Source organism: Streptomyces sp. SCSIO 75703, assembly GCF_036607905.1.
Taxonomy (GTDB): domain Bacteria; phylum Actinomycetota; class Actinomycetes; order Streptomycetales; family Streptomycetaceae; genus Streptomyces.
The window spans coordinates 3,679,524-3,698,657 of sequence record NZ_CP144555.1 but is presented as its reverse complement, the minus strand read 5'-3'; the positions used below and the strand labels follow the sequence as shown (position 1 = coordinate 3,698,657).

Below are 19,134 nucleotides of genomic sequence, written 5' to 3'. Positions count from 1 at the left end.
GGCCGTACGGAGGGTGAGTTCGACCCGGGGCGCACCCTCCTGTACAGTCTCTTCTCGCAGCGCAACACCGAAAAGCGCCGCGAAATCTGGTCCTGTGGAGCAGTTTGGAGTGCTCGCCACCCTGTCAAGGTGGAGGCCGCGGGTTCAAATCCCGTCAGGACCGCGTCACGAAAGGGTCCGCACCGCGAGGTGCGGGCCCTTTCGCATGCCCTCGTCCGGCGCCGTCGCGCGCACGGACCCGCCGCACGGACCCGGGCCGGCCCCGCCCGCCGGGCTCCGCCGGGGGCCGGACGGCCCGCAACGCCCGTACGTCCGGTGGCCCTTCCGCCCCTGCCCTCACCAGGGCCCCCAGCGCCCCTCAGCGCCCCTCAGTGCCCCTCTGACGGCCTTGACGGCGTCAGGTCCACTCGGTACTTCAATGGGCAGGGCCCGTTCCCCGTGCGGCCCCCGGAGGTGGCGTATGACGGCATCGGTCAGGCACGAGACGCGGGCACTGCTCCGCGCGCATCTGTCGGCCGCGTCGGCGTACCGCCATGTGACGCACCGTTGCCCTGTCTGCCACCGGTTACTGCGGCTGGCGATGGATTCGTCCGCCCCGGACTCCCCCGCCCTCCTGACGGTCGCCGCGCCGTCCGGCGAGCCGACGGCCCGTCAGGCGAGGGCAGGTGAACGGGGTGCGTCCTTGACGTGACGCCCGGTCATCCACTCCCAACACCCCTGTGCCGTAAGGCTGCTGAGGCTTCGAGCCCGCCCCTAGCGCACATATGCCGCAGTCAACAAGCGCCAGAGCGTGTGACGGGTGTCACGGCAGGAGTTTTCGAAACTCCGGGACTCACGGGCCCCCTGCGCGGGGTCAATTTAATATGTGCAATTGCACCCCCCGTCCGGGCCCTTGGTGACCCTCCGGAGCGGCCCCCGGCGACCCGATCCGACACCCCTCCCCAGACTCCGACAAGGCCGCTCACCCACGTGATCGGACACGCCACCGCCGGGCACAAAAAAGATCGCGCCGGGCCCTGTGGGGGTCCAGCGCGATCGACGACGCACCCTGTCGGTCACCCGACGTGTTCAGCTGGGGTGGGCGGGGGGCCTGTTGGGGCAGGACCCGCGTCGCTTGGAGCTATGATTCCGGGCGTCTCGGCAGGTTGGGGGACGCGTCGTTCTGCCCGGTTATGCGGTTGTTCAGGCTTCGCTGCGCTGCTGCGGAATGCCCGCGAGCAGCGCGCGGACCTCGGCTTCGCGGTAGCGGCGATGCCCGCCGAGCGTGCGGATCGACGTGAGCTTGCCGGCCTTCGCCCAGCGCGTGACCGTCTTCGGGTCGACGCGGAACATGGTGGCGACCTCAGCCGGGGTCAGCAGCGGCTCGGCATCAGGGGTGCGAGCGGTCATGAGCGGCCTCCTCGGGAGAACCGAACCTTCTCGGTTCATTCCTCTAAATTCTGCACCTTGACCCGCGTTGCCCGAAATGGCGGACGCGAGTCGAGTCGGTTATAGGACGAACGGCTTGTCCTCGGCACTACAACTACACCATCTGTCCAGCCGCGTCGGCCAAACCGATGGAATTGCCCTCCCAGGTGTTCATCACCGACGGAAGCCGATGGACCATGCCATAGCGGACAGTCACGCCTCTGTGACGATCAGTCACATGGCGATCAGGAGTCACCAGATCCCCCAAAGCGTGCAAAGCTGAGAACCCGCCCACAGTGCACCACATCAGGACGGACGGAACCTCCCCCGGGCTCCTTGTCCTATTTTGGCATGAGGAGGGGGAAGCGGCGCAAGAGTGGGGTACGTGCGATCCGTCACGCTTGACACATACGCCCGGAACGGGGCGTACGTCCTTTGTCGACTCCGCATCAACACGCACGGTGGTCCACTCCGCGCTCCGTACGAAACCCCGGATCGGGCGGCACCGCAAACGTCAGTTCGCCGACCGCCGGTCGCGCACCGACCGCCACCGCTCCACCAGCCGCCCGTACGCCTCCCCCGCCGCGGCCCCGTCCCCCTGACCCAGCGCGGCGATGCCCTCGGCGACGTCCGCGGCGGAGTGGTCCGCCTCCAGCTCCCCGGCCGGCAGCGTGTGCACCAGCCCCCCGTAGTCCAACTCGACCAGCGAGCGGGGGTGGAACTCCTCCAGCCAGCGCCCCACGTCCACCAGGCCGTCGATCAGCGGCCCCTCGTCCATCGCCTGCCGCAGCGCCCGGAGCCCCCGGGCGACCCGTCGCCTGGCCTGCACCATCGGCGTGCGGTAGCGCAGCACCGGGGGCGCGGACCCGGGTCCCGCGCCGCCCCGGTCGTACTCGCGCTCCTCGTCGGAGACGAGCACGAACCAGTTGATCGGCACCTGCCAGGTGGCGGTGCGGATCCAGGGCCGGGCGTCCGGGTTCCGCTCCCGCCAGCGCTCGTAGTCCCGCGTGCTCTGGTCGCGGACGACCGGCGGCAGCAGGGCGTCGAGGACCGGCTCCGGGAAGTCCTCGGCCAGTTCGCCCAGGGCCTGCCAGCCGCGCAGCCGGGTCCGCCAGGGGCAGACGCGGACCACCCCGTCGACCTCGGTCACGAAGGCGTCGCCGCTCTCGTGCACCGGGACCGGCACCGGCGGGGTGGGCAGCAGGTCGGCCAGCGAGCGGCGCAGCTCGTCCTGGTAGGAGGGCAGGTCGGCGCGGCGGGCGTAGCGGGTCCAGTGGCCGCGCTCGGGCTCGCGGAAGGCGGCCAGCGGCTCGTAGACCCGCAGGTAGGCCGCGTAGGGGACGATCACCGAGGACACCTTGGGCACCCCTGCTCCCTCCCCCGCGCACCGGCGCGAAAACCTGCGGCCCGGGTCCGCCGGGCGCGGCCCACCCCGCGGGTGCCCCCGCGCGCCCCGTCCTCCGTGCGGAGGTGATCCCGCACACGGTGGGGCGGTCCGGCGGCACCAGGGCCTACCCTCATGCCAGGCTCCCGCCCCGCTCCCGTGCCACAAGCGTGGGGGCAGGATGGGGGTCGTCTCCACCCGCCGCTCTTTACTCAGGAGTCACCACCGTGACCGACGTAACCGGCGCACCCGCTGATGTGCTGCACACCCTGTTCCACTCGGACCAGGGCGGACATGAGCAGGTCGTGCTCTGCCAGGACCGTGCCAGCGGCCTGAAGGCCGTCATCGCCCTCCACTCCACCGCCCTGGGCCCCGCCCTCGGCGGCACGCGCTTCTACCCCTACGCGAGCGAGGCCGAGGCCGTCGCCGACGCGCTGAACCTCGCCCGCGGGATGTCGTACAAGAACGCCATGGCCGGCCTGGAGCACGGCGGCGGCAAGGCCGTGATCATCGGCGACCCGGAGCAGATCAAGAGCGAGGAACTGCTGCTGGCCTACGGCCGCTTCGTCGCCTCGCTCGGCGGACGGTACGTCACCGCCTGCGATGTCGGCACCTTCGTCGCCGACATGGACGTGGTGGCCCGCGAGTGCCGCTGGACCACCGGCCGCTCCCCCGAGAACGGCGGCGCCGGCGACTCCTCGGTGCTCACCTCCTTCGGCGTCTACCAGGGCATCCGGGCCTCCGCCCAGCACCTGTGGGGCGACCCGACGCTGCGCGACCGCACCGTCGGCGTCGCGGGCGTCGGCAAGGTCGGCCACCACCTGGTCGAGCACCTGCTCGCCGAGGGCGCGAACGTCATCGTCACGGACGTGCGCGAGGACGCGGTCCGCCGCGTCACCGAGCGCCACCCGTCGGTGCGCGCGGTCGCGGACACCGACGCGCTGATCCGCACCGAGGGCCTGGACGTGTACGCGCCGTGCGCGCTCGGCGGCGCGCTGAACGACGACACGGTGCCGGTGCTGACCGCCAAGGTGGTCTGCGGCGCCGCCAACAACCAGCTCGCCCACCCCGGCGTCGAGAAGGACCTCGCGGACCGCGGCATCCTCTACGCGCCCGACTACGTCGTGAACGCCGGCGGCGTGATCCAGGTCGCCGACGAGCTGCGCGGCTTCGACTTCGAGCGGTGCAAGACGCAGGCGGCGAAGATCTTCGACACCACCCTTGCAATCTTCGCACGCGCAAAGAGCGATGGTATTCCGCCGGCCGCGGCGGCCGACCGGATCGCCGAGCAGCGGATGGCGGAGGCGCGTGCGCGGGGCTGACCCCGACCGCACGCGGCGGCGGCCGTCGAAGGTTTGAGCGGTACCCGCCGGAGGGCAGTTAGAGAGAACTCTCACTTCTTCCGGCGGGTCGACCGCGGAAAGGTGGTTAAAATCGCCCTTGACCAGCGAGGACAGCACGCCTCGTCGGTCTGGGGCGTGGCCACGTCCTGTGGGCGACGTACCGTATGTGCGTGGGCTCAGGTACCGTGGAAGCCCTACGGACCGGTCTCTCTACGGAGAGTCCGTTCCGGACCATGAACGCGTGTCAAGACTCTGGGGCCGTCGAGCCCCGTCGTTGAGGGGGTCGAGCCATGGGGCGCGGCCGGGCCAAGGCCAAGCAGACGAAGGTCGCCCGCCAGCTGAAGTACAACAGCGGTGGGACTGACCTCTCACGCCTGGCCGAGGAGCTGGGCGCATCGACGTCGAATGCGCAACCGCCGAACGGCGAGCGGTTCGAGGACGATGAGCACGAGGACGTATACGCACGGTACGCCGACCTCTATGAGGACGACGACGCGGACGAGGACGGCCAGTCCCCGAAGCAACGTCGCGGCGCTTGACCTTGCACAGAACACCCACCCGGTCGGTGACCCCCGTCACCGACCGGGTTCTGTGCTACCCGCTTCACCATCGCCTCAGTGGGCGTGGTCGCCGACCAGCGCCGCACCCGTGGCGTGGTCGCCGCGGTCGGTGATCTCGCCGGCCACCCAGGCGTCCACCCCGCGGTCGGCGAGGGTCGCCAGCGCCACGTCGGTGGACTCCTCGGGCACCACGGCGATCATGCCGACGCCCATGTTGAGGGTCTTCTCCAGCTCCAGGCGCTCGACCCGGCCGGTGGTCCTGACCAGGTCGAAGACGGCGCCCGGGGTCCAGGTGGAGCGGTCCACGACCGCGTGCAGTCCCTCGGGGACGACGCGGGCGAGGTTGGCGGCGAGTCCGCCACCGGTCACGTGGCTGAAGGCGTGCACCTCGGTGGTGCGCAGCAGCGCCAGGCAGTCCAGCGAGTAGATCTTGGTGGGCTCCAGCAGTTCCTCGCCGAGGGTGCGGCCGAGTCCGTCGAGGTGGGTCTCCAGGGAGAGCCCGCCCTCGTTCAGCAGCACGTGGCGGACGAGCGAGTACCCGTTGGAGTGAAGACCGGAGGCGGCCATGGCGATGACCGCGTCCCCCTCGCGGATGCGGTCGGGGCCCAGCAGCCGGTCGGCCTCCACGACACCCGTGCCGGCGCCGGCCACGTCGAAGTCGTCCTCGCCGAGCAGGCCGGGGTGCTCGGCCGTCTCGCCGCCCACCAGGGCGCAGCCGGCCAGCACACAGCCTTCGGCGATGCCCTTGACGATGGCGGCGACCCGTTCGGGGTGCACCTTGCCGACGCAGATGTAGTCGGTCATGAAGAGCGGCTCGGCGCCGCACACCACGATGTCGTCCATGACCATGGCGACCAGGTCGTGGCCGATGGTGTCGTAGACGCCCATGCGGCGGGCGATGTCGACCTTGGTGCCGACGCCGTCCGTGGCGGAGGCGAGCAGGGGCCGCTCGTAGTGCTTGAGGGCGGAGGCGTCGAAGAGGCCGGCGAATCCGCCGAGGCCGCCGAGGACCTCGGGGCGGTGGGTCCGCTTCACCCACTCCTTCATCAGCTCGACCGCGCGGTCACCCGCCTCGATGTCGACGCCCGCTGTCTTGTAGGAGGCCGCCGCGGGGCTGGCACCGGTTGTGTCAGGCATGACGATGAGAACCTTCGTGTCGTACGGCTGGTGGGGCGGACGGCTACGGGCGACGGATGGCGTCGGCGGCGGCCGTGGCGGCGGGCCCGGCGGCCAGCTCCGTCTCCAGGAGCTGCTTGCCGAGCAGCTCGGGGTCGGGCAGCTCCATCGGGTACTCGCCGTCGAAGCAGGCACGGCACAGGTCGGGCTTGGCGATGGTGGTCGCCTCGATCATGCCGTCCAGGGAGATGTACGCCAGCGAGTCGGCGCCGAGCGAGGTGCCGATCTCCTCGATGGTCATGCCGTTGGCGATCAGCTCGGCGCGGGTGGCGAAGTCGATGCCGAAGAAGCACGGCCACTTCACCGGCGGGGAGGAGATCCTGATGTGGATCTCGGCGGCACCGGCCTCGCGCAGCATGCGCACCAGGGCGCGCTGGGTGTTGCCGCGGACGATGGAGTCGTCCACGACGACCAGCCGCTTGCCCTTGATGACTTCCTTCAGCGGATTCAGCTTCAGCCGGATGCCGAGCTGCCGGATGGTCTGGGAGGGCTGGATGAAGGTGCGCCCGACGTAGGCGTTCTTCACCAGTCCGTTGCCGAAGGGGATGCCGGACGCCTCGGCGTAGCCGATCGCGGCGGGGGTGCCGGATTCCGGGGTGGCTATGACGAGATCGGCGTCGGCGGGGGCCTCGGCGGCCAGCCGGCGGCCCATCTCGACCCGCGAGAGGTAGACGTTGCGGCCCGCGATGTCGGTGTCCGGACGCGCCAGGTACACGTACTCGAAGACGCAGCCCTTGGGCTTTGCTTCCGCGAATCGGGTGGTGCGCAGGCCGTTCTCGTCGATGGCGACGAACTCGCCCGGCTCGATCTCGCGGACGAAGCTGGCGCCGCAGATGTCGAGGGCGGCGGACTCGGAGGCGACCACCCAGCCACGCTCCAGGCGGCCGAGGACCAGCGGGCGGATGCCCTGCGGGTCGCGGGCGGCGTAGAGCGTCTGCTCGTCCATGAAGACGAGGCTGAAAGCGCCCTTGACCTCCGGGAGGACGGTGTGGGCGGCCTCCTCGACGGTCAGCGGCTTGCCGTCGTCGTCGACCTGGCCCGCGAGCAGGGCCGTGATCAGGTCGGTGTCGTTGGTCGCCGCGACCCGGGTGGAGCGCCCGTCCCGCTGGGGCAGGGCGGCGACCATCTCGGCGAGCTGGGCCGTGTTGACGAGGTTGCCGTTGTGCCCGAGCGCGAGGGAACCCTGCGCGGTGGCGCGGAACGTCGGCTGGGCGTTCTCCCACACGGAGGCACCGGTGGTCGAGTAGCGGGCGTGTCCGACCGCGATGTGGCCCTGGAGCGAGCCGAGGGAGGTCTCGTCGAAGACCTGGGACACGAGGCCCATGTCCTTGAAGACGAGGATCTGGGAGCCGTTGCTCACCGCGATACCCGCGGATTCCTGGCCCCGATGCTGGAGGGCGTACAGCCCGAAGTACGTGAGCTTTGCGACCTCTTCGCCCGGAGCCCAGACACCGAAGACGCCGCATGCGTCCTGGGGGCCCTTCTCACCGGGGAGCAGATCGTGATTGAGTCGACCGTCACCACGTGGCACGTTCCCGAGTGTAGGCGAGGCCGGCCGCTGGTCCGAACTGGGGATACCTCCTCGGCCTCGGGTCACTCCGCGGCGACGGCCCGCACCACCGTTCCGTTCTCGCTGGTCAGCGTCAGGTTGCGCTGATCGACGCGGTAGGCGACCGGGCCGTCGAAGAGGCTCAGCAACCGCTTCTCGGTGTCCATGAGTGAGTCTTCGCACATCATTCGGGTGGTGGACGCTCGGCCGAGGGTGATATGGCCGTCGCGCACCGTCGCCTCGGCGCGTACGTGGTTGCAGCCCAGGCTGCCGCCGACGGTGCCCTCGTCCGGGTCGAAGGTGAGGTGGGCGCGGCCCTGGCCCGCCGGGGTCGTCACGGTCCACCCGGTCCCGTGGAGGGACGCGTCCCGCCCCTGGCTCAGCCGGACGGTGTCCCCGGCGGGGGTGGTGAGGGTGAGGCCGCCGCCGTCCTCGGCACGGGGGGTCAGGGGGCCCTCGGTGAGGGTGCGGGAGAGGGTGCGTTCGAAGTCCGCGGAGGTGTTCTCGCAGGCCATGTCGGTCGACGTGGCCTCGCTGAGCCGGATGCGGCCGTCGCTCAGGTCGGCGCGGGCGGTGAAGCGGTTGCAGCCGAGGCTGCCCTCGGCGGTGCCGTCCTCGCCGATGCGGACGTGGGCGCTGTCCGGGGCGCGGTGGGTGGTGCCGCCGGCGGTGACGCTGTCGACGCTCCAGTCGATGCCGGTCAGCGGGCGGCCGGCGCCGGCCGATCCGCTGTCGGCGGGGCGGCTTCCGCAGGCCGCCAGCAGGGGGACGAGCGCGGCCGCGGCCGCCACGGTCAGGGTCGTGCGCTGCCTGTTCCGGTCCATGCGGCTTCGACGGAGACGGGCGCGGTCCGGTTCCCCCGGCCCCGGATCAGGGGCGGAGCGGCAGCAGGGCGCCGAGGTCGGCCCGTCCCCCGCTCGCGCTGACCAGCGCCCCGGCCACGGCGTCCGCCCAGGTCAGCCGGCCGGTGGCGAGCCGGACCCAGGTCAGCGGGTCGGTCTCGACGACGTTGGGCGGGGTGCCGCGGGTGTGCCGGGGGCCCTCGACGCACTGCACGACGGCGTACGGCGGGACCCGTACCTCGGTGGAGCCGCCGGGTGCTCCGGCGGCGAGCGCGTCGGCCAGCAGCCGGGTCGCGGTGGCGAGGGCCTGCCGGTCGCGGGGCACGTCGAGGCCGGGTACGGCGGTGTCGAGGTCGTCGGCGCGCACGACGAGGTCGGCGGCGCGGGTGACGACGTGGTCGGCCAGGGGCAGGGCGCCGGCGCCGGTGGGCAGCAGGCGGGTGCCGGGGTGGGCGTCGAGGGCCGCGGCGAAGCGCCGCCCGGCGTCGGCGAGGAGGGCGTCGAGAGCCGCGGGGTCGGCGGGGTCGGCGGGCGGGGCCGGGGCGGGGCCGCCCGCATCCGGCACCGGCAGCGTCGTCAGCCTCGGCCAGTCGGCGAGGCGGAGGTCCTGGCGGGCCGGGGCGGGCTCGGCCAGCAGGCGCTCCCCCTCCGTCAGGGCCGCGTGCGCGCCGGCGAGCAGTGCGCCCACGGTGCGCTCCCCGGCGCGGACGGGCAGCGCGAGGTGTTCCGGCGTGAGGGCGCGGGCGGCCCCCCGGAGGTGGGAGAGCTGTGCCAGTACCGCGGCGCGGGTCCGGGCGGGGTCGTAGCGGCGGGCACGTTTCACGGCGGGGGGCATGCCCGCAGCCTAGGGTCTGGCACCGACAGCCCGCCCACGGCCGCGCTCACCGGCACCGGGCCACCCCGGCCTCCCACGGCCGCGCTCACCGGCACCGGTCCGCCCCGGCCTCCGGAGGCGCGCCGGGGCACCGGCCGCCGCGCCCCGGGCGTCCGCCCGCGGAAACCGCGCCGCCCCCGCCCGGCGGACCGGGCGGGGGCGGCGCGGAGCGGGGGCGCGGCTCAGGCGAGCAGCGCCGGAATGGTCTCCTCGTGCGCGGTGCGCAGTTGTTCCAGGGACAGCGAGAACTCGCCCTGGACCTCCACCGCGTCCCCGTCCACGACCCCGATACGGGTGGCCGGCAGACCGCGGGCGCCGCACATGTCGGTGAAGCGGACCTCCTCCGAACGCGGCACGGCGACGATCGCGCGCCCGGCCGACTCGGAGAAGAGGAAGGTGAAGGCGTCCAGCCCGTCCGGGACGACCAGCCGGGCGCCCTTGCCGCCGAGCAGCGCCGACTCGACGACCGCCTGGACCAGCCCGCCGTCGGACAGGTCGTGCGCGGCGTCGATCATGCCGTCGCGGGAGGCGGAGATCAGGATGTCGGCGAGCAGCCGCTCGCGCTCCAGGTCGACCGCCGGGGGCAGGCCCCCGAGGTGGTCGTGGACGACCTGCGACCAGGCCGAGCCGCCGAACTCCTCGCGGGTGTCGCCGAGGAGGTACAGGAGCTGGCCCTCCTCCCGGAACGCGGCCGGCGTGCGCCGGGCCACGTCGTCGATGACGCCGAGGACGGCGACGACCGGCGTCGGGTGGATGGCGGCCTCGCCGGTCTGGTTGTAGAGCGAGACGTTGCCGCCGGTCACCGGGGTGCCGAGCTGCAGGCAGCCGTCGGCCAGCCCGCGCACGGTCTCGGCGAACTGCCACATGACCGCCGGGTCCTCCGGCGAGCCGAAGTTCAGGCAGTCGGAGACGGCGAGGGGCTTCGCGCCGGTCGTCGCCACGTTCCGGTACGCCTCGGCGAGGGCGAGCTGGGCGCCGTGGTACGGGTCCAGCTTGGCGTAGCGGCCGTTCCCGTCGGTGGCGATGGCGACGCCGAGGCCGCTCTCCTCGTCGATGCGGATCATGCCCGCGTCCTCGGGCTGGGCGAGGACGGTGTTGCCCTGCACGAAGTGGTCGTACTGCTGGGTGATCCACTTCTTGGACGCCTGGTTCGGGGACGCGACCAGCTTCAGGACCTGGTCCCTCAGCTCCTCGGAGGTCTCCGGGCGGGGCAGCTCGTTCGCGTCGTCGGCCTGGAGGGCGTCCTGCCACGCGGGGCGGGCGTAGGGCCGCTCGTAGACCGGGCCGTCGTGGGCGACGGTGCGCGGGTCCACGTCGACGATCTTGCCGCCGTGCCAGAAGATCTCCAGGCGGTCGCCGTCGGTCACCTCGCCGATGACGGTGGCGATGACGTCCCACTTGGCGCAGATCTCCAGGAAGCGGTCGACCTTGCCGGGCTCGACCACGGCGCACATGCGCTCCTGCGACTCGCTCATGAGGATCTCCTCGGGCGAGAGCGTGGAGTCGCGCAGCGGCACGTCGTCGAGGACGACGCGCATGCCGCCCGAGCCGTTGGAGGCCAGCTCGGAGGTGGCGCAGGACAGTCCGGCCGCGCCGAGGTCCTGGATGCCGACGACGAGCTTCTCCCGGAACGCCTCCAGGGTGCACTCGATGAGGAGCTTCTCCTGGAAGGGGTCGCCGACCTGGACCGCCGGGCGCTTGGACGGCTTGGCGTCGTCGAAGGTCTCGGAGGCGAGGATCGAGGCGCCGCCGATGCCGTCGCCGCCGGTGCGGGCACCGTAGAGGATGACCTTGTTGCCGGCGCCGGACGCCTTGGCGAGGTGGATGTCCTCGTGCCGCATGACGCCGATGGCGCCGGCGTTGACCAGCGGGTTGCCCTGGTAGCAGGAGTCGAAGACGACCTCGCCGCCGATGTTGGGCAGGCCCAGGCAGTTGCCGTAGCCGCCGATGCCCGCGACGACGCCGGGCAGCACGCGCCGGGTGTCGGGGTGGTCGGCGGCGCCGAAGCGCAGGGGGTCCACGACGGCGACCGGGCGGGCGCCCATGGCGATGATGTCGCGGACGATGCCGCCGACGCCGGTGGCCGCGCCCTGGTAGGGCTCGACGTAGGAGGGGTGGTTGTGCGACTCCACCTTGAAGGTGACCGCGTAGCCCTGGCCCACGTCGACGACGCCGGCGTTCTCGCCGATGCCGACGAGGAGGGCGTCGGACTCGGGGGCCTTCTCGCCGAACTGGCGCAGGTGGACCTTGGAGGACTTGTACGAGCAGTGCTCGGACCACATCACCGAGTACATGGCGAGCTCGGCGCCGGTCGGGCGGCGGCCGAGGATCTCCACCACCCGCTCGTACTCGTCCTTCTTGAGGCCGAGTTCGGCCCAGGGCAGCTCGACGTCGGGGGTCGCGGCCGCGTGCTCGACCGTGTCCAGAGGCGTCCGGCTCATGCGTTGACCAGCTTCTTGAGGATCGAGGTGAAGAAGGGCAGGCCGTCGGTGCGGCCGGTGCCGATCAGCGGCTCGGTGGCGTGCTCGGGGTGCGGCATGAGGCCGACGACGTTCCCGGCCTCGTTGGTGACGCCGGCGATGTCGCGGAGCGAGCCGTTGGGGTTGACGTCCAGGTAGCGGAAGGCGACCCGGCCCTCCGCCTCCAGCTGGTCGAGCGTGTACGCGTCGGCGACGTACCGGCCGTCCATGTTCTTCAGCGGGATGTGGATCTCCTGGCCCTCGGTGTAGTCCGAGGTCCAGGCGGTCGCGGCGTTCTCCACCCGCAGCTTCTGGTCGCGGCAGACGAAGTGCCGGTGGTCGTTGCCCAGCATGGCGCCCGGGAGCAGGTGGGCCTCGGTGAGGACCTGGAAGCCGTTGCAGATGCCGAGCACCGGCAGACCGGCCCGCGCCTGGTCGATCACGGTGTCCATCACCGGGGAGAAGCGGGAGATCGCGCCGGCGCGGAGGTAGTCGCCGTAGGAGAAGCCGCCGGGCAGGACGACCGCGTCGACCTGCTTGAGGTCCTTGTCCTTGTGCCAGAGCGCGACCGGCTCGGCGCCCGCGAGGCGGATCGCCCGCTGCGTGTCGCGGTCGTCGAGGCTGCCCGGGAAAGTGACGACGCCAATACGAGCGGTCACTTCGCGGCCTCCGCGACTTCCTCGACCCTGACGGTGAAGTCCTCGATCACGGTGTTGGCGAGGAAGGATTCCGCAAGATCACGGATGCGGGCGAGGGCGGCGTCGTCGACCGGCCCGTCCACTTCGAGTTCGAATCGCTTTCCCTGACGTACGTCGGAGATGCCCTCGAAACCGAGCCGCGGCAGTGCGCGCTGCACCGCCTGGCCCTGGGGGTCGAGGATCTCCGGCTTGAGCATGACGTCGACTACGACGCGTGCCACTGGCACTCCCGGTGTGTGGTGCTGAGCAGGTCCCTTCAGACTACCCGCCCAAAATTTCTACCCGCGTAGCATTGGAGGATGCTACGTGACCGCCCTCACGGACGGCCCCTCGGGAGAGGCGCGGACGAAAATCTTCGGGAAAGATTCCGGATCGATCCCCGGTGGCTATTGCGCGACAGACACGCGGAGAGATTTAGTCGAGCTTCACATGGCAATGCCAGGCACTGTACAAATGAAATGTCTTGAGCCGATGCTTTGCCCACATACTGGCGAACAGCCGGCATCATCGCGACGTCCTGGCACGTCATCGCGGAGATGCCACATGAAGGGACCGATATTCGTGGCGCAGCGTGTCGTGGTCACTCTCTATGACGACATCGACGGCTCGGAAGCGACGGAGACGATCGCCTTCGGCGTCGACGGCCGCACGTACGAGATCGACCTCAACGAAGCCAATGCCCGCAAACTGCGCAAGGCCCTCGAACCCTATGTGTCGGCCGGCCGCAAGCGCTCCCGGTCCGGGCGGGCGTACCGGCAGACCGAGGTGGCCCCGGCCCCGGCGGCGGTGCGCGCCTGGGCGCAGGCGAACCGGATGGACGTGCCGGCGCGCGGCAGGATCCCAAAGAAGGTGTACGAGGCGTTCGCCCAGGCGCAGTGATCCGGCGGACCCGGCGCCGGGGGCCGACGGCCGCTCACCGGCCCCTGGCGGCAACCGACTTGCGCAGCACCCCGGGTGATCAGCTAGAGTCTGGAGCACGCCGAGGGGCAAGGCCGGAAGGCCCCCGCCTCACGGACCACGCGGGTGTAGTTCAGTAGTAGAACATCCCCCTTCCAGGGGGAAGGCGCAGTGTGCAATTCCTGTCACCCGCTCTGCTCAGCCCACCGTCCTCACCGGGGTCACTTCACCGGAACGGATCGGGTAGGCTGGTGCTCGCACCGATCGGTGAAAGCCGGTCGGGGGCAGTGCGGACGTAGCTCAGCTGGTAGAGCGCAACCTTGCCAAGGTTGAGGTCGCGAGTTCGAACCTCGTCGTCCGCTCATGGTGAAGACCCCGGTTCTTGTGGACCGGGGTCTTTCTCGTGTCCCGGGCCTCCCCGCACCGCCGGGCGTCCGGGGCTTTCGGTGTCCCCGAAGGCCGGCCGGTCCCTGACATGTGTCACGCGAGCCGATGACACCGCGCACTGACGACGCTCCCCCGGCGCCGCGACGCTGGAGACATGCGAGCAGACGAACAGGAACACGCGATCGAGGTCACCGGCCTGCGACGTGTCTACGGGGGCGGGTTCGAGGCGGTGCGCGGGATCGACTTCTCCGTGCGCCGCGGCGAGGTCTTCGCCCTGCTGGGCACCAACGGGGCCGGCAAGACCTCCACCGTCGAACTGCTGGAAGGGCTCGCCGCCCCGGCGGGCGGCCGGGTGCGGGTCCTCGGCCACGACCCCCACACCGAGCGGGCCGCGGTCCGCCCCCGGACCGGCGTGATGCTCCAGGAGGGCGGCTTCCCGTCCGAGCTGACCGTCGCCGAGACCACCAGGATGTGGGCCGGCTGCGTGAGCGGCGCCCGCCCCGAGGGGGAGGCGCTGGAACTCGTCGGCCTGTCCGGCAAGGCCCGGACCCGCGTCAAGCAGCTCTCCGGCGGCGAGCGGCGCCGCCTGGACCTGGCCCTCGCCCTGCTCGGCGAGCCCGAGGTGCTCTTCCTCGACGAGCCCACCACCGGGCTGGACGCCGAAGGCCGCCGCGCCACCTGGGACCTGGTGCGCGCACTGCGCGACGGCGGCACGACGGTCCTGCTCACCACGCACTACCTGGAGGAGGCCGAGAGCCTCGCCGACCGGCTCGCCATCCTGCACCGGGGCCGCATCGCCGCCACCGGCACCCCGGCCGAGGTCACCGCCGCCCAGCCCGCCCGGATCTCCTTCGCCCTGCCCGAGGGGTACTTCGTCGGCGATCTGCCGCCCCTGGGCGAGCTGGGCGTCACCGGGCACGAGACCGACGGCCGCACGGTCCGGCTGCGCACCCGCGACCTCCAGCGGGCCGCCACCGCCCTGCTGGTGTGGGCCGACCGGGCCGGAGTCGAACTGCGGGGGCTGGACATCCGCTCGGCCTCCCTGGAGGAGGCGTTCCTGCGGATCGCCGAGCAGGCGTCCGAGACGGCGACGACGACGAGGACGGCGACGACGACGGCCACGCAGCACGAGGAGTACGCGGCATGAACGGCACGGAGGCACCCGGCCGTACGACGGGCACGACGGGGACGACGGGGACGACGGGCACGGGCACCGGGGGGACCGGGCGGTCGGCGCGGGGGCCGGCCCGCACACCGCTCGGCCGGATCGGCGCCCTCGCCCGCGCCGAACTCACCCTCCTGGGCCGGAGCAAGGGCACCCTCGTGGCCGCGGTGTTCGTCCCGCTCGTCCTGCCGCTCAGCGTGCGCTCGGCAGCCACCAAGATGGACCTCGCCGAGGCGGGGCTGTCCGTCGGCACCGTCGTCCTGCCCGCCGCCGTCGGCTTCTCGCTGCTCTTCGCCGTCTACTCGGCGCTCGTCGGCGTCTTCGTCGTCCGCCGCGAGGAACTCGTCCTCAAGCGGCTGCGCACCGGTGAACTGCGGGACGCCGAGATCATCGCCGGGTCGGCCCTGCCCGCCTCGCTGACCGGCCTCGTCCAGTGCCTGCTGCTGACGGCCGCCTGTTCGCTGCTCCTGGACCTGCCCGCGCCGCCCGCGCCGCAGCTGGCCGTCGCCGGGGTGCTGCTCGGCCTCGTGCTCTGCGCCGCGCTCGCCGCGGTCACCGCCGGCTTCACCCGGACCGGCGAGAGCGCGCAGGTCACGCCGATGCCCCTGATGATCGTCTCCATGCTGGGCTCCGGCATGTTCGTCCCCCTGGAACTGCTCCCGGCCCGGATCGCCTCCGTCTGCGAACTGCTGCCGCTGACCCCGGTCGTCACCCTGGTGCGGGCCGGCTGGACCGGCGGCCTGCCGGCCGGCGGGACACTGACCGCGCTCGCCACGGCGGTGGCCTGGACCGCGCTCGCCGTGTTTGCTGTACGCCGGTGGTTCCGCTGGGAACCGCGACGCTGACGACACGGGCCGCACGGCCGGGAGGACGGGACGAGACGATGGGCAGGCCGGGGAGCTGGTGGCGCCGGAAGAGCACGCCGGCGAAGGTGGAGACGTACACGCGGTGGTCGTTCCACTCCTTCGCGCTCCTGGAACTCCTCACCGTCGGCACGACCGCCCTGCAGCACGCCGGGCCCCGGATCGCGGGCGGGCTGGTCCTGCTGGTCTCCGGGCACGCCGCGCTGATGCTGCCCGCGACCTCGCGCTCCCTGGACTGGACCCGGGGCCGCCGGGAACAGCCGGTGCGGCTGCTGTGGGCGCTCGCCGCCGCCACCGGTGTGGTCGCGACGGCCGCCACCGCGCTGGCGCGGCACGGTCCGGGCGGCGAGGGCACGGGCCAGGCGGCGGGCGCGGCCTTCGGCATCGTCCTGTGCTTCGGGCCCGGCGTCATCGCGCTCGGCATACGCACCCGGCGGCGCGTGTGCGCCGTGGTCGCGGGCTTCGCCGCCGGTGCGGGGCTGGTCTCGGCGGCGTGGGGGACGGGCGTGACGGCCGCCGCCTCGACCGCGCTCATCGTGCTGATCGGCGGCGGTTTCGTGGCGTTCACCTCGGTCTTCTCGGTCCGGCTGCTCAACGCCGTCTACGCCCTCGACGAGGCCCGCGAGACCCGGGCACGGCTCGCGGTCGCCGAGGAGCGGCTGCGCTTCGGGCGGGACCTGCACGACGTGATGGGCCGCAACCTCGCGGTCATCGCCCTCAAGAGCGAACTGGCGGTGCGGTTGGCCCGGCGCGGCCGGCCCGAGGCCGTCGAGCAGATGATCGAGGTGCAGCGCATCGCCCAGGAGTCGCAGCGCGAGGTGCGGGACGTGGTGCGCGGCTACCGGGAGGCCGACCTGGAGGTCGAGATCACGGGTGCCCGGGGCGTGCTGACCGCCGCCGGCATCGCCTGCGAGGTGGCCGGCGACCCGTCCGGGCTGCCCGCCGGGGCGCAGTCGGCGCTCGGCTGGGTGGTGCGGGAGGCGACCACCAACGTGCTGCGGCACGGGGACGCGAAGTCCTGCGCCGTGACGGTGCGCAGGGCGAAGGGGCGTGTGGTGCTCACGGTGGAGAACGACGGGGCGCCCGCGCCGTCCGCCGACCGGCCCGGCGGCTCCGGCCTCGCCGGTCTGCGCGAACGGCTCGCCGCGGTGGGCGGCACGCTGGAGGCGGGCCCGGCCGGCAAGGGCGTCTTCCGGCTGCGGGCTGAGGTGCCGGTGGGGGGCGGTGCCGTCGCCGATGCCGCCGGAGTCGCCGGGGTGGTCGCGGGCGGGGGGTTGTGACGCCGATGGGGCCGGTGGTGCGGCGGGGCGGCGGCTGGGAGGGGTGTGGCCGTGGGGAAGACGGGCGTGACCGGTGGGGCGGGCAGGGCCCGTGGGGGCGGCGAGGCCGGAAGCGTCGTCCAGATGAGGGAATCAGTGGTGGCCGGTGGTGCTGGGGCGAATGGGGAGACTTGGGTGACCGGTGAGGTAGCGGAGGCGATGGCGGTGGCCGGGGGTGCCACGGCACGCGGGAGCGGCGCGGCGCCCGGCGCGGCACGCGGGAGTGGTGGGCTCGGCGGGAGCGGCGCGGCGCGCACCGTGGCCGGCGTGGACGGCTCGGCGCCCGGCGCGGCGGACGTGGGCTGCGCGGCAGGCCGGACCGGCACCGGGGACAACGTGACGGTGAAAAGCCGTACGGCGAGCAGCGCGGTGGGCGGGGGTGGCGTGTGAGTACGCCCCTCGTGCGGGTGCTGCTCGCGGACGACGAGCACCTCATCCGCGGGGCGCTCGCCGCCCTGCTCTCGCTGGAGGACGACCTCCGCGTCGTCGCCGAGGCGGCCACCGGCCCGGAGGCGCTGGCGATGGCCCGCGCGCACGAGCCCGACGTCGCCGTGCTCGACCTCCAGATGCCCGGCGCGGACGGTGTGAAGGTCGCCACATCGCTGCGCACCGAACTCCCCGGCTGCAAGGTGCTGATCGTGACCGGTCACGGGCGCCCCGGCCACCTGAAACGGGCGCTGGCCGCGGGCGTGCGCGGCTTCGTCCCCAAGACCGTCAGCGCGCAGCGGCTGGCCGAACTCATCCGCACCGTGCACGCGGGAAACCGCTACGTCGACCCCGAGTTGGCCGCCGACGCGATCTCCGCCGGGGACTCGCCGCTGACCGCGCGCGAGGCCGAGGTACTGGAACACGCGGCCGACGGGGCGCCCGTCGCGGAGATCGCCGAGCGGGCCGCGCTCGCGGAGGGCACCGTACGCAACTACCTGTCGTCGGCCGTCACCAAGCTCGGGGCGGAGAACCGGCACGCGGCGGTCCGGCTCGCGCGGGAGCGCGGTTGGGTATAGTGGCTGTCGCGCCACGGCGCACGCGGACGTAGCTCAGCTGGTAGAGCGCAACCTTGCCAAGGTTGAGGTCGCGAGTTCGAACCTCGTCGTCCGCTCCGCTGAACGAAGCCCCCGGTTCCGGCCGGGGGCTTCGTCGTTCCCCCGGCCGGAACCGCCGGGGTCCGGGCTACGACCAGGTCAGGCCGGTCAGCCGCTCGTACGCCTCGACGTACCGCGCCCGGGTCGCCTCCACGATCCGCTCGGGCAACGCCGGCGGCGGCTGCTCGCCGGTACGGTCCCAGCCGGACTCGGCCGAGGTGAGCCAGTCCCGCACGAACTGCTTGTCGTACGAGGGCTGGGCGCGGCCGGGCTGCCAGCGGTCGGCCGGCCAGAAGCGGGAGGAGTCCGGGGTGAGGACCTCGTCGGCGAGGACGAGGTCCCCGTCGCCCTCGGCGAAGCCGAACTCGAACTTGGTGTCCGCGAGGATGATGCCGCGCTCGCGGGCGATGTCCCGGGCGCGGGAGTAGACGGCCAGGGTCACCTGGCGCAGCCGGGCCGCGGTGTCGGGGCCGACCCGGTGGGCGACCTCCTCGTAGGAGACGTTCTCGTCGTGCTCGCCGACCTCGGCCTTGGTGGCCGGGGTGAAGATCGGGGCGGGCAGCTCGGAGCCGTCGACCAGGCCCTCGGGCAGGGCGAGCCCGCAGACGGTACGGGTCTGCCGGTACTCGGCGAGACCGGAGCCGGTGAGGTAGCCGCGGGCCACGCACTCGACGGGGACCATGCGCAGCGAGGCGCAGACCAGGGCCCGGCCCTCCCAGTCGGCGGGGGCGCCGGGGGGCAGCCCGGTGCTGATCACGTGGTGCGGGACCAGGTCGGCGAGCTGCTCGAACCACCACAGGGAGAGCTGGGTGAGGATGCGGCCCTTGTCGGGGATCTCGGTCGGCAGCACCCAGTCGTAGGCGGAGACGCGGTCGCTGGCGACCATGACGAGGTCGCCGGCCTCGTTGCGGTAGAGGTCGCGCACCTTGCCGGTGTGCAGATGCACCAGGCCCGGGACCTCGGTCGGCTCGGGCTTTTCGACGAATCCGGACACGGTTCCTCCCCGTGGTTCTGTCCAATGACGTGATTCTCCCGTATTCGGGAGGCGGGTCTCGGCGCGGGGTGGCGGCGGGCCGGCCTGGGGCTTCGGCCGGTCCGGCGTGGCATGCGGGTGGTGGTGGTAGGCGTG

At 72.6% G+C, this 19,134-nt stretch carries 18 protein-coding genes and 4 tRNA genes; 12 read left to right on the top strand and 10 right to left on the bottom strand.

The window, feature by feature from the left end; all coding sequences use genetic code 11:
* The first annotated feature begins 88 nt into the window (after window positions 1-88).
* Window positions 89-163: transfer RNA gene (locus VM636_RS16190), tRNA-Asp, on the top strand.
* Between the two features lie 297 nt (window positions 164-460).
* Window positions 461-691, top strand: a complete 231-nt coding sequence (locus VM636_RS16185) for a DUF6274 family protein (protein ID WP_053914664.1) — start codon at window positions 461-463, stop codon at window positions 689-691.
* Window positions 692-1,182: 491 nt separating this feature from the next.
* Here the strand turns inward: VM636_RS16185 and bldC are convergent, their stop codons facing one another.
* On the bottom strand, window positions 1,183-1,389 hold the full coding sequence (gene bldC, locus VM636_RS16180; protein WP_003949541.1) for a developmental transcriptional regulator BldC: 207 nt from the start codon (window positions 1,387-1,389) through the stop codon (window positions 1,183-1,185).
* A gap of 532 nt (window positions 1,390-1,921) precedes the next feature.
* Window positions 1,922-2,773, bottom strand: coding sequence for a hypothetical protein (locus tag VM636_RS16175; protein WP_338484938.1), 852 nt, complete (start codon window positions 2,771-2,773; stop codon window positions 1,922-1,924).
* 245 nt (window positions 2,774-3,018) lie between these two features.
* Here VM636_RS16175 and VM636_RS16170 point away from each other — a divergent pair, with 245 nt between their 5' ends.
* Together VM636_RS16170 and VM636_RS16165 are read left to right on the top strand one after the other, a co-directional pair.
* Window positions 3,019-4,113: a Glu/Leu/Phe/Val dehydrogenase dimerization domain-containing protein gene (locus tag VM636_RS16170; protein ID WP_030422809.1), complete on the top strand. Its 1,095-nt coding sequence runs from the start codon at window positions 3,019-3,021 to the stop codon at window positions 4,111-4,113.
* A gap of 311 nt (window positions 4,114-4,424) precedes the next feature.
* Window positions 4,425-4,673: a DUF3073 domain-containing protein gene (locus VM636_RS16165; RefSeq protein ID WP_030422808.1), complete on the top strand. Its 249-nt coding sequence runs from the start codon at window positions 4,425-4,427 to the stop codon at window positions 4,671-4,673.
* A 75-nt stretch (window positions 4,674-4,748) separates the two neighbouring features.
* Here VM636_RS16165 and purM read toward each other — a convergent pair whose 3' ends face one another.
* From purM to purS, 7 genes are all read right to left on the bottom strand, one after another.
* Window positions 4,749-5,831, bottom strand: coding sequence for a phosphoribosylformylglycinamidine cyclo-ligase (gene purM, locus VM636_RS16160; protein ID WP_030422807.1), 1,083 nt, complete (start codon window positions 5,829-5,831; stop codon window positions 4,749-4,751).
* Window positions 5,832-5,874: 43 nt separating this feature from the next.
* The gene (gene purF / locus VM636_RS16155) at window positions 5,875-7,401 is read right to left on the bottom strand and encodes an amidophosphoribosyltransferase (RefSeq protein WP_030422806.1); all 1,527 of its coding nucleotides are present in this window, start codon (window positions 7,399-7,401) and stop codon (window positions 5,875-5,877) included.
* A gap of 62 nt (window positions 7,402-7,463) precedes the next feature.
* Window positions 7,464-8,243 (bottom strand): META domain-containing protein, encoded by a 780-nt coding sequence (locus VM636_RS16150; protein ID WP_053914662.1) that lies wholly within the window; start codon window positions 8,241-8,243, stop codon window positions 7,464-7,466.
* A 46-nt stretch (window positions 8,244-8,289) separates the two neighbouring features.
* The gene (locus tag VM636_RS16145; protein ID WP_053914661.1) at window positions 8,290-9,096 is read right to left on the bottom strand and encodes a sterol carrier family protein; all 807 of its coding nucleotides are present in this window, start codon (window positions 9,094-9,096) and stop codon (window positions 8,290-8,292) included.
* Window positions 9,097-9,317: 221 nt separating this feature from the next.
* Window positions 9,318-11,576: a phosphoribosylformylglycinamidine synthase subunit PurL gene (purL, locus tag VM636_RS16140; protein ID WP_053914660.1), complete on the bottom strand. Its 2,259-nt coding sequence runs from the start codon at window positions 11,574-11,576 to the stop codon at window positions 9,318-9,320.
* Window positions 11,573-12,253: a phosphoribosylformylglycinamidine synthase subunit PurQ gene (gene purQ, locus VM636_RS16135; protein WP_030422803.1), complete on the bottom strand. Its 681-nt coding sequence runs from the start codon at window positions 12,251-12,253 to the stop codon at window positions 11,573-11,575. The genes purL and purQ overlap by 4 nt, the downstream gene beginning before the upstream one ends.
* Window positions 12,250-12,513 (bottom strand): phosphoribosylformylglycinamidine synthase subunit PurS, encoded by a 264-nt coding sequence (gene purS, locus VM636_RS16130; protein ID WP_030422802.1) that lies wholly within the window; start codon window positions 12,511-12,513, stop codon window positions 12,250-12,252. Before purS ends, purQ begins: the two co-directional genes overlap by 4 nt.
* Before the next feature lie 340 nt (window positions 12,514-12,853).
* Here purS and VM636_RS16125 point away from each other — a divergent pair, with 340 nt between their 5' ends.
* The 8 genes from VM636_RS16125 (at window position 12,854) to VM636_RS16090 (ending at window position 18,022) form a co-directional block, all read left to right on the top strand.
* On the top strand, window positions 12,854-13,171 hold the full coding sequence (locus VM636_RS16125; protein WP_030422801.1) for an Lsr2 family protein: 318 nt from the start codon (window positions 12,854-12,856) through the stop codon (window positions 13,169-13,171).
* Window positions 13,172-13,311: 140 nt separating this feature from the next.
* Window positions 13,312-13,383, top strand: a tRNA-Gly gene (locus tag VM636_RS16120).
* Between the two features lie 95 nt (window positions 13,384-13,478).
* Window positions 13,479-13,551, top strand: a tRNA-Gly gene (locus VM636_RS16115).
* Window positions 13,552-13,730: 179 nt separating this feature from the next.
* On the top strand, window positions 13,731-14,723 hold the full coding sequence (locus VM636_RS16110) for an ABC transporter ATP-binding protein (RefSeq protein ID WP_053914659.1): 993 nt from the start codon (window positions 13,731-13,733) through the stop codon (window positions 14,721-14,723).
* Entirely contained in the window at window positions 14,720-15,586 is an 867-nt protein-coding gene (locus tag VM636_RS16105) for an ABC transporter permease (protein ID WP_338484932.1), read from the top strand. The genes VM636_RS16110 and VM636_RS16105 overlap by 4 nt, the downstream gene beginning before the upstream one ends.
* A gap of 38 nt (window positions 15,587-15,624) precedes the next feature.
* Window positions 15,625-16,884: a sensor histidine kinase gene (locus VM636_RS16100; protein ID WP_030422798.1), complete on the top strand. Its 1,260-nt coding sequence runs from the start codon at window positions 15,625-15,627 to the stop codon at window positions 16,882-16,884.
* 425 nt (window positions 16,885-17,309) lie between these two features.
* Window positions 17,310-17,927 carry a response regulator transcription factor gene (locus VM636_RS16095; RefSeq protein ID WP_053914657.1) on the top strand — a complete coding sequence of 206 codons (618 nt, stop codon included), beginning with the start codon at window positions 17,310-17,312 and terminating at the stop codon, window positions 17,925-17,927.
* Window positions 17,928-17,949: 22 nt separating this feature from the next.
* Window positions 17,950-18,022 (top strand) — tRNA-Gly (locus VM636_RS16090).
* Window positions 18,023-18,093: 71 nt separating this feature from the next.
* On the opposite strand, the gene VM636_RS16085 is transcribed toward VM636_RS16090, so the two are convergent.
* On the bottom strand, window positions 18,094-18,999 hold the full coding sequence (locus VM636_RS16085) for a phosphoribosylaminoimidazolesuccinocarboxamide synthase (protein ID WP_030422796.1): 906 nt from the start codon (window positions 18,997-18,999) through the stop codon (window positions 18,094-18,096).
* Window positions 19,000-19,134: the final 135 nt, after the last annotated feature.

Coding starts and splice junctions, on each gene's coding strand:
- VM636_RS16100 (WP_030422798.1), top strand. CDS start 15,625: ATGGGCAGGCCGGGGAGCTGGTGGCGCCGGAAGAGCACGCCGGCGAAG.
- VM636_RS16185 (WP_053914664.1), top strand. CDS start 461: ATGACGGCATCGGTCAGGCACGAGACGCGGGCACTGCTCCGCGCGCAT.
- VM636_RS16150 (WP_053914662.1), bottom strand. CDS start 8,243: ATGGACCGGAACAGGCAGCGCACGACCCTGACCGTGGCGGCCGCGGCC.
- purM (WP_030422807.1), bottom strand. CDS start 5,831: ATGCCTGACACAACCGGTGCCAGCCCCGCGGCGGCCTCCTACAAGACA.
- purL (WP_053914660.1), bottom strand. CDS start 11,576: ATGAGCCGGACGCCTCTGGACACGGTCGAGCACGCGGCCGCGACCCCC.
- bldC (WP_003949541.1), bottom strand. CDS start 1,389: ATGACCGCTCGCACCCCTGATGCCGAGCCGCTGCTGACCCCGGCTGAG.
- VM636_RS16110 (WP_053914659.1), top strand. CDS start 13,731: ATGCGAGCAGACGAACAGGAACACGCGATCGAGGTCACCGGCCTGCGA.
- VM636_RS16145 (WP_053914661.1), bottom strand. CDS start 9,096: ATGCCCCCCGCCGTGAAACGTGCCCGCCGCTACGACCCCGCCCGGACC.
- VM636_RS16105 (WP_338484932.1), top strand. CDS start 14,720: ATGAACGGCACGGAGGCACCCGGCCGTACGACGGGCACGACGGGGACG.
- VM636_RS16165 (WP_030422808.1), top strand. CDS start 4,425: ATGGGGCGCGGCCGGGCCAAGGCCAAGCAGACGAAGGTCGCCCGCCAG.